At 65.3% G+C, this 15147-nt stretch carries 16 protein-coding genes; 5 read left to right on the top strand and 11 right to left on the bottom strand.

Annotated features, from left to right (window positions below):
• Window positions 1-63: 63 nt before the first annotated feature.
• Entirely contained in the window at window positions 64-945 is an 882-nt protein-coding gene (locus I55_RS15160) for an ATP-binding protein (protein WP_049974156.1), read from the top strand.
• Window positions 946-1073: 128 nt separating this feature from the next.
• Window positions 1074-1841, top strand: a complete 768-nt coding sequence (locus tag I55_RS15165) for a hypothetical protein (protein WP_148293755.1) — start codon at window positions 1074-1076, stop codon at window positions 1839-1841.
• 6 nt (window positions 1842-1847) lie between these two features.
• On the opposite strand, the gene I55_RS15170 is transcribed toward I55_RS15165, so the two are convergent.
• The gene (locus tag I55_RS15170) at window positions 1848-2753 is read right to left on the bottom strand and encodes an EamA family transporter (RefSeq protein ID WP_044561429.1); all 906 of its coding nucleotides are present in this window, start codon (window positions 2751-2753) and stop codon (window positions 1848-1850) included.
• Between the two features lie 137 nt (window positions 2754-2890).
• On the opposite strand from I55_RS15170, the gene I55_RS15175 reads away from it, so the two are divergent.
• Entirely contained in the window at window positions 2891-3391 is a 501-nt protein-coding gene (locus I55_RS15175; protein ID WP_044561430.1) for an Lrp/AsnC family transcriptional regulator, read from the top strand.
• On the opposite strand, the gene I55_RS15180 is transcribed toward I55_RS15175, so the two are convergent.
• From I55_RS15180 to I55_RS15195, 4 genes are all read right to left on the bottom strand, one after another.
• Window positions 3388-3978 (bottom strand): hypothetical protein, encoded by a 591-nt coding sequence (locus tag I55_RS15180; RefSeq protein ID WP_044561431.1) that lies wholly within the window; start codon window positions 3976-3978, stop codon window positions 3388-3390. The two genes, I55_RS15175 and I55_RS15180, sit on opposite strands and share 4 nt — an antisense overlap.
• 178 nt (window positions 3979-4156) lie before the next feature.
• On the bottom strand, window positions 4157-4339 hold the full coding sequence (locus I55_RS15185; protein ID WP_148293756.1) for a hypothetical protein: 183 nt from the start codon (window positions 4337-4339) through the stop codon (window positions 4157-4159).
• A 179-nt stretch (window positions 4340-4518) separates the two neighbouring features.
• A complete protein-coding gene (locus I55_RS15190) occupies window positions 4519-5187 on the bottom strand; it encodes an HAD-IA family hydrolase (protein WP_044561433.1) in 669 nt (222 codons plus the stop codon).
• 111 nt (window positions 5188-5298) lie between these two features.
• Complete coding sequence (locus tag I55_RS15195; protein WP_044561437.1) at window positions 5299-6300, bottom strand: glutathione S-transferase family protein; 1002 nt, start codon at window positions 6298-6300, stop codon at window positions 5299-5301.
• 300 nt (window positions 6301-6600) lie between these two features.
• Here I55_RS15195 and I55_RS15200 point away from each other — a divergent pair, with 300 nt between their 5' ends.
• Complete coding sequence (locus tag I55_RS15200) at window positions 6601-8025, top strand: mannose-1-phosphate guanylyltransferase/mannose-6-phosphate isomerase (protein ID WP_044561438.1); 1425 nt, start codon at window positions 6601-6603, stop codon at window positions 8023-8025.
• A 220-nt stretch (window positions 8026-8245) separates the two neighbouring features.
• Here I55_RS15200 and I55_RS36005 read toward each other — a convergent pair whose 3' ends face one another.
• The 3 genes from I55_RS36005 to I55_RS38470 form a co-directional block, all read right to left on the bottom strand.
• Entirely contained in the window at window positions 8246-9100 is an 855-nt protein-coding gene (locus I55_RS36005; RefSeq protein WP_159107204.1) for a hypothetical protein, read from the bottom strand.
• A 177-nt stretch (window positions 9101-9277) separates the two neighbouring features.
• Window positions 9278-10705, bottom strand: a complete 1428-nt coding sequence (locus I55_RS15205) for an SPFH domain-containing protein (RefSeq protein WP_252181161.1) — start codon at window positions 10703-10705, stop codon at window positions 9278-9280.
• Window positions 10693-11256 carry a hypothetical protein gene (locus I55_RS38470; protein WP_252181160.1) on the bottom strand — a complete coding sequence of 188 codons (564 nt, stop codon included), beginning with the start codon at window positions 11254-11256 and terminating at the stop codon, window positions 10693-10695. Before I55_RS38470 ends, I55_RS15205 begins: the two co-directional genes overlap by 13 nt.
• A gap of 660 nt (window positions 11257-11916) precedes the next feature.
• Here I55_RS38470 and I55_RS15210 point away from each other — a divergent pair.
• Window positions 11917-13527, top strand: a complete 1611-nt coding sequence (locus tag I55_RS15210) for an OprO/OprP family phosphate-selective porin (protein WP_148293758.1) — start codon at window positions 11917-11919, stop codon at window positions 13525-13527.
• Between the two features lie 66 nt (window positions 13528-13593).
• Here the strand turns inward: I55_RS15210 and I55_RS15215 are convergent, their stop codons facing one another.
• The 3 genes from I55_RS15215 to I55_RS15225 all read right to left on the bottom strand — a co-directional run.
• Window positions 13594-14028 carry a hypothetical protein gene (locus I55_RS15215; RefSeq protein WP_044561435.1) on the bottom strand — a complete coding sequence of 145 codons (435 nt, stop codon included), beginning with the start codon at window positions 14026-14028 and terminating at the stop codon, window positions 13594-13596.
• Window positions 14029-14144: 116 nt separating this feature from the next.
• Complete coding sequence (locus I55_RS15220; RefSeq protein WP_307718709.1) at window positions 14145-14927, bottom strand: MBL fold metallo-hydrolase; 783 nt, start codon at window positions 14925-14927, stop codon at window positions 14145-14147.
• Window positions 14924-15147: TatD family hydrolase (locus I55_RS15225; protein WP_044561436.1), on the bottom strand; the 224-nt coding region annotated here is incomplete at its 5' end. The genes I55_RS15220 and I55_RS15225, both read right to left, overlap by 4 nt.

A 15147-nucleotide genomic window follows, 5' to 3' on the forward strand; every position in this document is an offset into this window, starting at 1 on the left:
GGATCCCAAACCCAATGATGTGAACGCCCTGGTGCGTNCGATGGAAGATCTGTTGCGCCGGACTTGGGCGAGCAGATCGAGCTGCGTGTCACCATGGCGGAAAACCTGCGGGCGGCGCGCAGCGACGTGAACCAGTTGGAAAGCGCCATCCTGAACCTGGCGATCAACGCCCGCGACGCCATGCCCGATGGCGGCATCCTGACCATTGAAACCGGCCGCGCCACGCTGGACCGTGCCTATGCCGCCCGCCATGATGGCCTCTCGGCGGGCGATTACGTCATGATCCGCGTCAGCGACACCGGCATGGGCATGCCGCCCGACGTGGTGGCCAAGGCCTTCGAGCCCTTCTTCACCACCAAGCCCATTGGCCAGGGCACCGGTCTTGGTCTGTCCATGATCTACGGTTTCGTCAAGCAGACCGGCGGCCATGTGCGCATCGACAGCGAGCCTTGGCGCGGCACGGCCATCACGCTCTACCTACCCTGTGACGTCGGGCAGGACGCGCGCGACGGTGGGTTGTCCGGTACTGGCGAGACGCCGGAGGGCGCGGGCGAGATCGTCCTGGTGGTGGAGGATGACGAGTCCGTGCGCCTGCTGGTCCTGGATGTGCTGCAGGAGCTGGGCTACACCGCCCTGCACGCGGCGGAGGGGCGCGCGGCGCTCAGTGTCATTGAGTCGTCCAGCCAGATCGACCTGCTGATCACCGACGTCGGCCTGCCCGGCCTGAACGGCCGGCAACTGGCGGAGATCGCCCGCCGGCGGCGGCCCGACCTTCCGGTGCTGTTCGTCACCGGCTATGCCGCCAACGCCGCCGTCAGGGGGGACTTCCTGGACGAGGGTATGGACATGGTGATGAAGCCCTTCGCCATGGACGAACTGGCCGCCAAGATCCGGGGCATCCTGGAGAAACGATCCGTGACGCGGGTAGCGCTTTCGCCCTCATGACGCGCGTATATGCGTGCCAATAAACGCGAAGATTGCGTAGCGGCCTGATTTCCGGCATACAGCGACTTGGGATGGATGAACCCAGGGGGGCTGTCATGTGGGGCGAGCGGTTTTTAGGCGTAGCGGCGTTGGCCGTGTTGACCGGGTGTGCTGGCGCCGGTGCGGGGCAGGGCGGGGCCACTCCGCCGCAATTGTACGCCCGCTCCCTGAACGCGGCGGCGGTGGCGCGGGCTGACCTGCTGGGGCCCGACCTGGTGCGCGTCGTTCCCGACAATCCCAAGCTGGTGTGGCGGGACGGTCCGCACGGCCGCCAGGTGCTGGTGGCCTCCACCATGTCCGCAGCGTCCTATGAGAAATACTACGCCGGCAAGACGGGCGGCACCTCGCCCGACGCCTGGGGCACCATGTGGGTGACGGCCGTGCCGCAGTTACAGGAGTTCTGCGCCGGTGCCGCCGGCGACGCCACGGCCAAGGCGGACAGGGTGAAGCAGTACCTGGGCCTGGATCCCACCCGCGATTATTCCCAGGTGGTGGAGATGTGGGTGTCGCAACAGGACATCGCCCGTCCCTGTCCGGACACGGACGTGACGGTGGCCCATTGCACCTTGGACTCTTCTTCGACCGTTGCCCGGCCCAGTTGTGCCGCTGGCGACGCCGCCTGCCTGGAAAAGCAGAGTTACTGGGACTGGTTCGCGCGCAACATGCGGGTGAACTATGTGGACGGCGGTGCCCCCTGGACCCGGCTGGGCTATACCTATGACTGGCACCCCAAGGCGGGCGCCCCGGACGGCGCCGTGCGCTATGGCGCCAGTGAATTCATCCTGAAACCCAGCCGCCCCTACGACATTCGCACCGCGTACACCCTGGGCGATTATTGTCGCAAGCCAGCCACGTGACGGCGCCTATTCCGGCAGCACCGGCGGCGGGGCCCGGCGGGCGCTGAGCGTGGCGCCAATGGAGGCGACCATGATGGTGGCGATGGCCAGCCAATGCAGGGGGGACAGCGCCTCCCCCAGCAGCAGCATGGCCATCAGGGCGCCCACCGCCGGTTCGGCGCTGGTCAGGGTGCCGAAGGTCTGGGCCGGCAGGCGGCGCAGCGCCACCATTTCCAGCGTGTAGGGCAGGGCGCTGGACAGCGCACCCACCATGATGGCGCTGCCCAGGATGGCGGGCTGGAACAGGGTGGCGGCACCGGTGTGGACGATGCCGACGGGCAGCACCAGACAGGCGGCGATCATGGTTCCCGCCGCCGTGGCCTGGGTGCCGTGCGCCCCGCCCGCCTTCTTGGCGGCAACGATGTACAGCGCCCAGAAGGCGCCCGCCGCCAACGCGTAGGCGACACCATACGGGTCCAGCCGGGTTGCCGCCGGCTCCAGCGGCAGCAGCAACAGCAGGCCTGCCACCGCCAGGCCGATCCACAGAAAATCGACTTTCCGCCGGGATGACAGCAGGGCCAAGCCCAGCGGCCCGGTGAACTCCACCGCGATGGCGATGCCCACCGGTATGGTCTGCAGCGCCCGATAGAACAGGAAGTTCATGCCCGCCATGGCGCCGCCATAGATCAGCAGTGGCAGCCAGGTGCTGCGGGTAAGCCGCATGCGCCAGGGGCGCAGCAGCAGGGTCAGCATCAGCGCGGCCGTCGTCAGGCGCAGCGCCGTCGTGCCTTCCGCCCCCGTGATCGGGAACAGGGTCTTGGCGATGGAGGCGCCGGTGGTGACCGACACCATGGCCGCGAACAGGGCGGCGACGGGCACGACGGGTGGCAGGGCAGCGGCACCCGGGGTGGGCAGGGCGGTATCGTGGGACATGGGGCACAACGGTGAAGGGGAACGGCAGCGCTGGAAAAGCCCACCGGCGCAGCATTTTAGCGGCTGCCCTTGCATCAGGTTGTCAATTATTGGCAAACGATGATAATTTTTATCGGCGACGTCACCTCTGAGGCCCAATGTTCTCGCCCGACCTGGACGCCATAGACCGCAGGCTGCTGGAACAGCTGCAAGCTGACGCCCGCTTGCCCATCCCGGTGCTGGCGGAACGGGTGGGACTGTCGGGCCCGGCGTGCTACCGCCGCATCCGCCGTCTGCGCGACAGCGGCGCCATCGAGCGTGAGATCGCCATCGTTCGCCCGCGCACCCTGGGCTGGCCGCTGACCATGGTGGTTCTGGTCACCCTGGAACGCGACAGCGGCCGGGCGTCGGACGCCGGTGGCGGCCATCTCATCGACCAGTTCATGCGCAAGATCGCTGCCGTTCCGGAAGTGGTGGAAGCCTGGTACGTCACCGGCGATCACGATTTTGCCCTGCGCATCGTCGCCCGCGACATGGAAGGCTACGACGACCTGACCCGCCGCATCCTGCTGGATGATGAGAACGTCCGCACCTTCAAGACCCTGGTGGTGATGCGGCAAGCCAAGGCCCTGAGCCCAATACCGGCAGGTGGTTTCTAGCCTAAAACCAGGGGGCGGTGCATGAGCCAGGTGCCCGGGGGAAAGGCGCCGGTCATATGTGCCTCCTTCAGCCGTCGGGCGGCTGTGATCTCGCTTCGGAGGACATCAGTCAGCCGGCGAAAGCCGTCTGTTTCATCGGCAGTCGGCATGATGGCCATGAAATCAAAAGGTGCCCCATGCGCAAACATTCGCCCCTGAAAAGGCTTGTCCCAGCCGCCGACAGTGAGGCCATACCGAATGTATGGATGGCGCGATCGGTGCGCCTCGGCCTTTGCGCCATAGGCGAGCAGATCGTGCGTTGTCACTGAGCGGTATTTGAACTCGACAATGACCAGGGGCGTCCAGCTTTGGTTAGGCTTCTCGTCATAAATAAGAAGGTCAGTCTCATATTGCCTGCGGCGACTGCCCGTGTGAACCGGTGCGTTCTCCACATCGTATTCCCAGCAGTAGCTGGCGTAATCCAGACGTTGCCCATAACAAGCCTGGGCGCCGTTTAGAACGTTCTCCTGGTTAACGAAGCTGCAGGCACGCCGAACAAAGGATTTTTCGCCAGACATATTATCACTCTCAAAATCGGCGTCGTTCATCGTTTCTCTCTTTCGTGTCTCTATGATATCGATTTCACTAAGTGGGGAATAAAATACCACCTGTGCGAGAAATCTCACGCCCTGAAATATATTTCCATAACGTATATTATCGGCCCTAGAGCGCCCAGGGAATAGACCTTCACGAGGCGCTACACGCAGCCGTTGATCGAATGCGTGCTTACTGTCTCTTCGTCCAAAGGTCATCCGTGATTTGCGCGGCGTTCGCTTCAACCTCGGTGGCTTCGCCGTCTGGCTGTTGCAATCGCACTTTGGCGCGGTACCCGCCGTCAAATTCTTCCAGCACGGTCAGAATGCTGCCGTTCCGGTGTTTATACACGTCGCCCTGATGAAGTCGGATCATGACGGCCCTCATAGTGTTTGAATGAGCCAGATGTGGGGGCGCAGCAGCATCGACGCAAGGCGCATAACTGGGGTGACGAGCTCCAAGATAGAAGCGTCCCCCCTTGGCCCTTTGATGGCACCGTCGACGTGCTGGCCGCCCTGATTGCGGAACGGGCCCCTGGACTCTGGGCCAGAGGGTCAGAGGCGCGCCGTCACCCGCAGGCGACCGTCGCCATCCGTGGCGACCGCCAGGTGCTCGTAGCTTTTCACCGTTGGATGTCGCGTCTCCAGCAGGCTGTGATGGGTGGCGGTGATGACCGCCACGGCGGCGCCCGCCGCTTCTCCCGCCGCGATGCCGGCCGGCGCATCTTCCCACACCAGGCACTCCCCGGCAGCCACTTCCAGCCGGCGGGCGGCCAGCAGGAACGGGTCGGGCGCCGGCTTGCCCCGGCTGACGTCGTCGGCGGTGACCAGCACGGGCGGCGGCACCAGGCCGGCGGCATCCAGCCTGGCGATGGCCAGCGCGCGCGGGGCGGAGGTCACGATGGCCCAGCGCTGGGGCGGCAGGCCCGCCAGGAAAGCGGGCGCGCCTGGGATGGCCACCGTACCGGCGACGTCCGCGATCTCATCGCGGGTCAGTTGCGCGGCCTCCGCCTCCACATCGGTGCCGGGCTTGGCCCAGCGGCGGATCGTCTCCACCGCCCGCACGCCGTGCATGGTGGCCAGCAGCGCGATCGGATCCACGTCGTGGCGCTGGGCCCAGCGGGACCACACCCGGTTGGCGGAGGCGATGCTGTCGATCAGGGTGCCGTCCATGTCGAACAGGAAGGCGGCGAACGTCCGGTCAGGATGGGGCGGCGGTGACATGCGGATCCGGCAGGCGATGCGAGGTCGACACCATCCTGCGGTGGGCCGCCCTCCCCTGTCGACGTCCGCCCGCGCAAGGCAGCGCAGACGTCGAAAGACTTGCGTTTCGGATCAGCGGGGCAACGGGTTGCCGGGCGACAGGCGTTCCCGCCCGTGCGGCTTGCTGAAATCCAACGCCGGCCCCACGGGCACGATGCCGGTGGGATTGATGGACCGGTGGCTTTCGTAATAGTGCCCCTTGATGTGCCGCAGGTCCACGGTCCCGGCCACACCCGGCAACTGATACAGGTCGCGCAGATAGGCCGACAGGTTGGCATAGTCGGCGATACGGCGGATGTTGCACTTGAAGTGGCCGACGTAGACGGCGTCGAAGCGCGCCAGGGTGGTGAACAGGCGGATGTCCGCTTCCGTCACATGGTCGCCGGTCAGGAAGCGGCGGGTGGCCAGGCGGTCATCCAGCCAATCCAGCGTTTCGAACAAGGGGGTGATGGCTTCCTCATAGGCGGCTTGTGTGGTGGCGAAGCCGGCCTTGTAGACGCCGTTGTTGACCGTGTCGTAGATGCGGGCGTTCAGCGCGTCGATTTCCGGCCGCAGTGCCAAGGGGTAATAATCGCCCGGATTGGCGCCCGCGCTGTCGAAGGCGCCGCCCAGCATGCGGATGATTTCAGAGGATTCGTTGTTCACGATGGTCCCCTGCCGCTTGTCCCACAGCACCGGCACCGTGACCCGGCCGGTGTAATTCGGGTCGGCGGCCTGGTAGACCTGATACAGCACCCTGGCGCGATTCACCGTGTCGGGCACGGTGCCGGACCCTTCGGCGAAGGTCCACCCCTCCTCCAGCATGCGCCAATGGACGACGGAGACGCTGATCATGTCCTCCAGCCCCTTCAGGGCGCGCATGATCAGGGTGCGGTGGGCCCAGGGGCAGGCCAGGCTGACGTAGAGATGATAGCGCCCGGGTTCCGCCTTGAACCCTCCCCCGCCGCTGGGGCCGGCGGCGCCGTCAGCCGTCACCCAGTTGCGGAAGGCGCTGTCCTTGCGCACGAAGCGCCCGCCGGTCGACTTGGTATCGTACCAGACATCGCGCCATACACCGTCAACCAGCAGTCCCATGTCCATCTCCGCGAATCCTGGCCCGGCGCTGAAGGGCGCGCCGGCCGCCAGGCAGTAGATAACCCCGGCCGGCGCCGGGCGGCAGGGGGATAATCCTGGGGCTATCGTTCAGGAAACCGGAATGGCGGGGCGGGTGTTCCCATGCCTGTGCCACCTGGGTGGCTTCTTCAGCATCCGGAAGGATCTTGACTAAGAATCAATGACGTCGCAACCGTGTCTCGCGGAACGTTTTCCATTGGGGAAATGTGATTATTCAGGTTGGGCCTGGCACGGGGCGTCCAAATTCGGTTGGTGGAGGTCATGGACAAGTCGCAGATACTTCCCCTGATCCTGTCTGGGGGATCCGGCACCCGCCTTTGGCCCCTATCGCGTGAGCTTTATCCCAAGCAGTTCCTGCCGCTGATCGGCGACCTGTCGCTGTTGCAGCAGACGCTGCGCCGCTGCGACCAGGCGGGCCTGGGCCGTGCCATGATCATCGCCAGCCATGAGCATCGCTTCGTGGTGGCGGAGCAGGCGCGCAATGCCGGCGTCGGGTTGGAGGCGCTGTATCTGGAACCCGTGGCCCGCAACACCGCGCCGGCCATCGCCGCCGCGGCCGTGGCAGCCGCCTCCGCCAGGCCGGACCGGCTGATGCTGGTGCTGCCGGCCGATCATTCCATCGTGGACGAGGCCGCCTGGCGGGCCGCCCTGGACCTGGCCATCCCCGCCGCGCTGGATGGCGCCTTCGTTACCTTCGGGATCGAGGCCACGCGGGCGGAGACCGGCTATGGCTATATCCGCCAGGGTGACGCCCTGCCGGTGGGTGCTGGCGTCTTCCAGGTGGCGCAGTTCGTGGAGAAACCGGACCGCGCCACGGCGGAGGAATACCTGGCCGGCGGCCGGCACCTGTGGAACAGCGGCATGTTCCTGTTCCGCGCCGACCGCCTGCTGGAAGATCTCGGCGGGTTCGAGCCCGCGTTGGTGGACGCGGCGCGCGCGGCGGTTGAGCGCCGCGCGGGCGACCTGGACTTCCAGCGCCTGGACGCCGAGGCCTTCGCCCAGGCGCCGTCCATCTCCATCGACGACGCCCTGTTCGCCCGCACCCGCCGTGCCGCCGTCGTGCCGTGCAGCATCGGCTGGAGCGACGTGGGTTCCTGGAAGTCGTTGCTGGAGGTCCTGCCCGTGGATGACAAGGGCAACTTCCAGCTTGGCGACGTGGTGCTTGAGGACACCAAAGGCAGCTATGTCCGCACCGACGGCATCCTGACCACCGTGCTGGGCATGGACAATGTCATCGTCGTCACGACGCCCGACGCCGTGCTGGTGGCCAACAAGGACCGCATGGACGGCCTGAAGGGCATCGTCGCCACCCTGAAGAAGGCCAATCGCCGCGAGGCCTCGGCCCGGCCGCGCGTCTACCGCCCCTGGGGCTATTACCAGACCCTGCATGAGGGGGAGCGGTTCCAGGTGAAGCGCCTGACCGTGAACCCCGGCCACAAGCTGTCCCTACAAAAGCATTTCCACCGCGCGGAGCATTGGGTGGTGGTGAACGGCACCGCCACCGTGACCCGGGACGGCGAGACGCACATCGTGCGTGAGAACGAATCCATCCACCTTCCGCTGGGCAGCGCCCATCGGCTGGAGAACGCCGGCAAGATCCCGCTGAACCTGATCGAGGTTCAGTCCGGTGCCTATCTGGGGGAGGATGACATCGTCCGGCTGGAAGACAGCTATGGCCGGACATGACCGGGGCGTACGTTATGCGGAAACAGACGTGGGGCCTTTCTGCCGTGCTGTTCTGAATGGTGAAGTCCGCGCCTGCCCTACCAGCGAATTCGAGCGACGAGCCCTCTCGACAGGATATGGTTTGGGTGACTTTTGGAAGGGAATTTCATCCGTAGTTGCATGGGCGTGGAACCAGACCGCCAGTTGCGGCTTGGTTCATATTAGCGGGCCAACGCGAGCCTCAATAAAGACGCCCGCGCTGATCTATCCAGCCCACAGTTCTAATATTAATGGTATTATTGGATGTTTGGTTGCTGATGATTGATACCTGCCTTGAGGTATTTGTCAGAACACGTAGTTCCGCAGTTGTGCCTTGGGACGTGCTTACATTATCTAACTGATGTCCACTACCAGTTACTAAAGGAGTAGTTTGGCTTGAATCCTCGTCTGGCGAGCGGACGGCGCATTGCCCGAGAGCCGCACTATTACCATAGCCGGCTCGTATGAAAGCCTCAACCTTGACCCCAGGCGGGACCGATAACGTGAATAGTGTGCTGGTAGTCCCCACACTAGCGGCCTGAACGTCATATGCTGCGTCGAACCACAAAAACAGATCCCCTGTTTGAGTGAACGGCACGATGTTTCCTGAGGAGCTGGTGAGAATGGAACCGATTCGGCGTTTGTAGGTATAGCCGGATGGCAGCGTCGGGCTGGAGACACTGGTGGACAGCAGGATATCGCCGTGCCCGTCCACGTCAGCCCGAATCAGGAAGACATGGTACCAGGTGCTTGCCGCACGGGAGCCGCTGTCGATACCGTTGCCGCCCGTGCCGGCTGACCAGGCGCCGCTGCTCTGCAGCACCTTGGTGATTGTCGACGTCGTCTGGATGAAATAGTTGGTGCCATCGTCTGCCGCGACACCTGCCGCCACATCCACCGTGGTGGCGCTGCCGGCATCCCGGGAAAGGGTTAGACCGAATAGAATTCCAGGAACGGGTGAACTCAAATTAATCGACACGAATTCCTCCTGTAGTTTTGCATTTGAAGCATTTTTTCGCGGAATTAATCGATTTGAGCGGGATGGCAGGTCACCCACAGGCCCGAGTGCCTAGCTTCGGCGCATCCCTGATGGTGTCAAATTAAACATGATGAACAACCTATAAGGCGTACTTCGACTGCCCAGGATGAATATCGCGACATCTGCACTTTTAAAGAACACGGAGGCGGGGCCGCCTATTTTGGCCCCGCCTCCGTCTCGCCAATCAGCCGGTCCTCACCCCACCGTCTCCGGCTGCTTCGTCCGCCTCACCAGTTGGTCCAGGCCGCCCTGGGCCATCAGCAGGCTGACCAGGGCGTCCACCAGGGTGCCGTGGCCGGCCTCGGTGCCGCCCATGGCCACGGTGGGTACCAGGGGCACCTTGGCCTGGGTGATGGCGCTGCTCAGCATGGCGGCCACCTCCTTGGACAGGGCCATCTCCGCGCCGCCGAAGGCGTCGACCTGGGCCTTGGCGGCCTGGGCGTTGGCGTCGCCGATGGCGGCCACGCGGTCGGCCTCGGCGCGGCCCTCGGTGCGGGTGCGCATGGCGGTCGCCTCGGCCATCACCTTGGTCGCCTCCGCCTCCTGGGTCTTGCGGGCCAGTTCGGCGCGGCCGTGGTTCTGCGCCACCTCGATGGACACGGCGGACTTGGTCAGGTCGCCCTGGGCCGCCGCCCGGGCCTCGGCCGCGCGCAGCTCCAGCTCCTTGGCGGCGGCCAACTGCTGGCTTTCATAGGTGTCCACCTTCTCCTTCGCCACCTGCCGGGCGCGCAGCTGCTCGAAGATGGTGTCGATATGGGTGTCGCCCTTGGCCGCGCGCGGCGTGCCGATCATCACCTCCTTCACGTTCAGGCGATACTTGGCGAAGCGGACGGTCATGGCGGCCAGGGCCTCGCGCTGCACCTCCGCCCGCTGGTTCACCAGCTCGATCAGGGTGCGGCTCTGGGCCGCGTCCTTGAACCAGGCGCTGACCATGGGGTCCAGGGTCTGTTCCACCAGCTTCTTCACGTCGGCGAACTGCTGCACCACCCAGGGCGCGTCGTCGTAGCCGATGTGCACCACGATGGACAGGGGCAGGATGGGTTCGAACGCGTCCTTGGTGATCAGCTTGATCTCCGACAGGTTGTCGTCGAAACCGTGGGCCTCGCTGCGCCCCTCGATCCAGCGCAGGACGAAGTTGGTGGTGGGCACCGTGCTGACCTTCACGGCGTAGGGGTTGATGGCGTACTTGCCGGGGTGCAGGGGCGTCTGCCAGACGCCGCGCTGGCCCTGCGCCACCAACTCGCCATGCTTGTGATCGGTGCCGGACACGTCGGTGCCGCGCGGACCGGTGAAGCTGACCACCACGCCGACGTTGCCGATCTCCACCTGCGTCTTGGGCCGCACCTCGATGGTCGCGAACAGGCGGTTGATATAGTAGGTGCCCTCCACCAGCACCTGCTCCTGCCGGCCCCGGCGGCCGCCGGCGGCCAGGAAGGTTTCCGGATCCTGGAAGGAGTTGTGGAAGGTGGCGCCGTCGGCGGCGTGCGTGCCCACCGTGGGGGCGATGATCTCCCCATGGTCCAGGGCCGGGCCGTCATGGACGGTGACCACGCCCACCGCGTCCTCATGATCACGGATGATCAGCGGGCGGAAGCCGTTACGCTCCTCGATCAGTTCCCGCATGGTCTCCACGGCCCGGGCGTCGCTGGCGTCGCCCAGGGTGACGGCATGGGTGGCGGCCTCCGTGAAGACGATGAACTGCGCCGTGTTGATGGCGTAGACACCCTCACGCAGGATGCGGCGCTGGGGGCCCCGCTGGCCGCCCTGCTGCACGAAGGCGCGGGCGTTCTCCACCCCCACGCCATTGGCCCCCAAACCGGTGGGCAGCGGGCCAGCGCCTGGGAATTGGGCAGGGCCTGGCCGCCACGGGCGAACAGATAGGCCAGGCTGCCCTGGGGCACCGTCACCAGGTTGGCGCGGTGCACGCGGTATTGCAGCGGCATGAAGAAATGGAAGCCGCCGCGCAGCGTCTCCGGCCGGAAGCCGGCTTCGCCGGCAAGCGCCAGGAAACCTTCCTCGACCGAGCCGCCGACGGCCCATAGTTTCTCGACGATGCCCACGGCATCGTTGCGGATATAGACGATGGCACCGGTGGCGAACGCCAGGATGAACACGCCCAGGACACCGCCCACGACATACAGCGGGGTCAGCACCCAGGAAGGGAACTCCAGCATGGAAGCCTCGTTCAACGGACCATGATGCGGGCGCCCGGTCCGGATCCGTGACGGAGTCCGGGCGCGATACCGCCATCACCAGCACCCAGGCAAAAGGGCATCCGGCGGGCGGAATGGGGTGGAAATTGGGAAGGGTCAGGGGGCCGCCGGTGTCAGGGGCGGCGCTGGCTCATGCCGATCTCGATGAAGCCTTAGACACGAAAGCCGAGGGCGGCGGGGCGCCGCGGGCTTGGGAAACAGGAACCGGACCGCCGCATTCTTGGGCACCCGAACCGTTTGTCGATGGCAGCGATAGTACCATGACGCCCCTGTGACACAACGCACAGTCGCAATGCCGGCCGTTTCAGCCAGCGCCGCGCGCCGCGCATACCGGTTTGCGTGGACAGCGGGCGGATTTGGAGTCTGGCCGCCTGATCGGTCTTGACCCATATCGAAAACAGAGTATCTCGATATGTGAAACGCAGTGTCCTTTCAAAAATTCCGTCAATATTCAGATTTCGTTATTGACTGATCATCAAATACTATCGGCGTGACGCAATAAAGATATAAATATAGCACCTAGAATTGACCCCGCACTCCGACCGGGTGCGATCGAATACCGATGAAGGGTCACCTCAAATGTCCAAGCAAACGCGGACGTCCCCGTATGGACGAACCGGCGTGTTCCTGTTCACCGCCGCCTGCGGTCTCATGGCTGGCCTGCCCGCGCATGCCGCCGACAGCTCCGCCCAGGAAGTCCAGCGCCTGCGCGCCCAGTTGGAGGCGCAGATGAAGGTAAGCCAGGCCATCCAGGCCCGCCTGGACGCGCTGGAGGCGCGGGAGGCAGCCGACGCCAAGGCCCAGGTCGAGACCAAGGCGCAAGCCGAACATGTGGCGGCCCAGGCGGCCACCCAGGCCCAGACCATCGCCAAGCTGGAGGCCGGCAGCGGCGCCAACGGCAGCTTCACCATGGCCGGCGGCCGCCCCACCTTCACCGCCTTCGGCGGCAAGGGCACGCTGCAGATCGGCCTGCAGGCGCAGTTCGACGCGGCCGCCTATTTCGAGGACAACGCCAGCGTCAAGCGCTCCGGCATCGACCTGGGTGACGGCGTCAACGCCCGGCGCATCCGCATTCCCTTCGTGTTCAGGTACGGCGACGTCACCGCCACGGTGACGCCGGACTTCGGTGGCTCCCCCGACGGGCGCCAGAACAGCCAGTACCTGTATGAGGCCAACCTGGCCTATATGCCCTTCAAGGGCTTCACGGCGGCCCTGGGCTACCTGCAGCCCAACATCAGCCTGCAGGACGCGCCCAGTTCCAACGACTTCATGTTCATGGAGCGTCCGGCCATCATGGACGTGGAGCGCAACATCGCCGCCGGCGACGCCCGCGCCGCGGTCGGCGCCCGGTATTACCAGGACCGCTTCTTCGTCTCTGGCTTCCTGACCGGTCAAGCCTACGGTGGGCAGTCCACCACCACGGCAACGTCCACCACGGGCGGCACCGGGACGGTCACGACGTCCATCTCCACCACCCAGCCGTCCAATGGCCAGCAGACCGCGGCCGTCGCCCGCCTGGCGGGCCGGCCGGTGTATGGCGAGGATTATGACGTCCACGTGGGCATCAGCGGGTCCAAGGTGTTCTCCATGAACCAGAACGACAGCAACCGGCTGGCGCAGAACATCGCGCTGTCGGTGCAGCCGGAACTGCGCGTGGACGCCAACAAGCTGATCAACACCGGTTCCATGCCCGCCACCGGGGTCTATACCTGGAACCCCGAACTGGGCCTGCGCTACCAGAACTTCCTGGTCCAGGGCGAGTATGTGGAGATCGGCGTGAACCGCCAGCACCAGGCGAGCGCCGGCCTGGGCGGGTCCACCCTCACCCCCGACCTCACCTTCTCCGGCGCCTATGTTGACGCCTCCTGGATCATCACGGGGGAGACGCGGGGCTATCAGACGGCGCGCGGCGGCTTTCGCGGCCTGAAGGTGGCGCATCCCTTCGACCCCGGGACGGGCGAATTGGGGCCCGTTCAAGCTGGTGGGGCGCTACAGCGACTTCAACTGGACAGGCAACGTCAGCGCTTCCTTGCCCAGTCGGTGACGGGCGGCGTGGCCGGCGGCCGGCAGGACGTGATCGGGCTGGGCCTGAACTGGTACCCCAACGACCACCTGAAGTTCATGGCGGACTACCAGATCGTGGACGTGGACAAGCTGAGCGGCGCCACGCTGCAGAACCAGACCGGCCTGCGCTACCAGGCCATCGGGTTCCGGGCGCAGGTGGCCTACTGATCGGCGGCGGGGCATCGTCGGGGGGATTTGGCCGCCGGAGGATTCAGGTGGCCAAATCCAGCCCCGTCACCAGTAAAACGCCTGATGGGTCCAAAGGAGATAAGGCCAGCAGAGCCCCTGCCATCCCTTGAGAAAATAGGCGTCGAAAAGCAAGCCGGGAACCAAAAACCCCAGAACCATGTAAAAGGAAACCCGCTTTTCCATCCGCGTCACCACGTGGCGATGGAACCGAACGGTATGGCCGATAATCACGCCCCGATAATCGCTTTCCTCCACCACGTCGGAGTCGGGCGCCTTTAGCAAAAGGGGGCCGATGATCATCAGAAGCAGTGCGGTCCCTCCAAAAGTGCAGATCGTCGACAACCCCGCCTGCACACCCGGAACCTGTTCGGGGGTGATGCTGTAGCTGTCTATGAGGTAAAGCGCGGCGAGAACGGATAGCTTGCTGGACACCAGGGTCGAAACAAGCGCGACAAGGAACCAGCCCGCGAAATTATTCAATCGCCACACGTTTCGGCCCTCGAAATGCCCCCAAATCCCGCCGTGTAGTTTGCCGGCGTCGGCCCAGACATCTCAAGGGCGAAGTTCCTCGAGCGTATGATATTATTACGGGTCGCTTACGCCATCTGCAGCACCAGCCCGTCATAGGCCGGTTCCACCCCCGGCGGCAGGGTCGCCATCAGGGTACGGTAGTCCATGGTGTGGTTCATGTGGGTCAGGTAGGCGCGGCGTGGCGCCAGCCGTTCGATCCAGCCCAGCGCCATGTCCAGGTGGGCGTGCACGGGGTGGGGCTCGATGCGGGTGGCGTCCACGATCCAGGTGTCCACACCCTCCAGCGCACTCCAAGCCCGTTCATCCAAGTGCACCACGTCGGTGGAATAAGCGAAGTTCCCGATACGGAAGCCCAGGCTGGGAAAGCGGCCGTGTTCCTGGTGGAAGGGGATGAAGGTCAGATCACCGATGGTGAAGGGGCCGGTGATGGTGTGCGGCACCAGGCAGGGCCGCGGAAACCAGTCCGGCCGCTGCTGCGGCTTGAAGCAATAGTCGAAGCGCTCCTGCAACTGGGCCAGGTTGACCGGGTCGGCATAAACCGGCAGCGGCCGGTTGTTCAGCCAGTTGACCTGCCGCAGGTCGTCGATGCCGTGCGCATGGTCGGCATGGGCGTGGGTGTAAACCACGGCGTCGACGCGGGTGACATTCGCGTCCAGCAGTTGCTCCCGCATCTCCGGCCCGGTGTCGATCAGCACGCTGGTGCTGTCCGTCTCCACCAGGATGGAGGCGCGGCGGCGGCGGTTGCGCGGCTCGGCCGGGTCGCAATCGCCCCAGCCGTTGCCGATCATGGGCACGCCGCCGGATCCGCCGCAGCCCAGGATGCGCACCCGGAACGGCACCACCGTCACGCCCCGGCACTCGCGCTGGGCAGGTCCTTGACGAAGGTGCCGCATTCGGCCGGCGGAATGCGGTCGAACAGCTTCAGCATGGTGGCGCTGGTGGCCCGCGCCAGCTCCGCCGGGGTCATGCNNNCTTCACTCCGCAGCAGGAGGGCGGTATAGGCGACGAAGGACGGCTCGTTGGTCTTGCCGCGCATGGGCACCGGCGCCAGGAAGGGCGCGTCGGTTT

Source organism: Azospirillum sp. B4 (assembly GCF_000333275.1).
GTDB lineage: Bacteria > Pseudomonadota > Alphaproteobacteria > Azospirillales > Azospirillaceae > Nitrospirillum.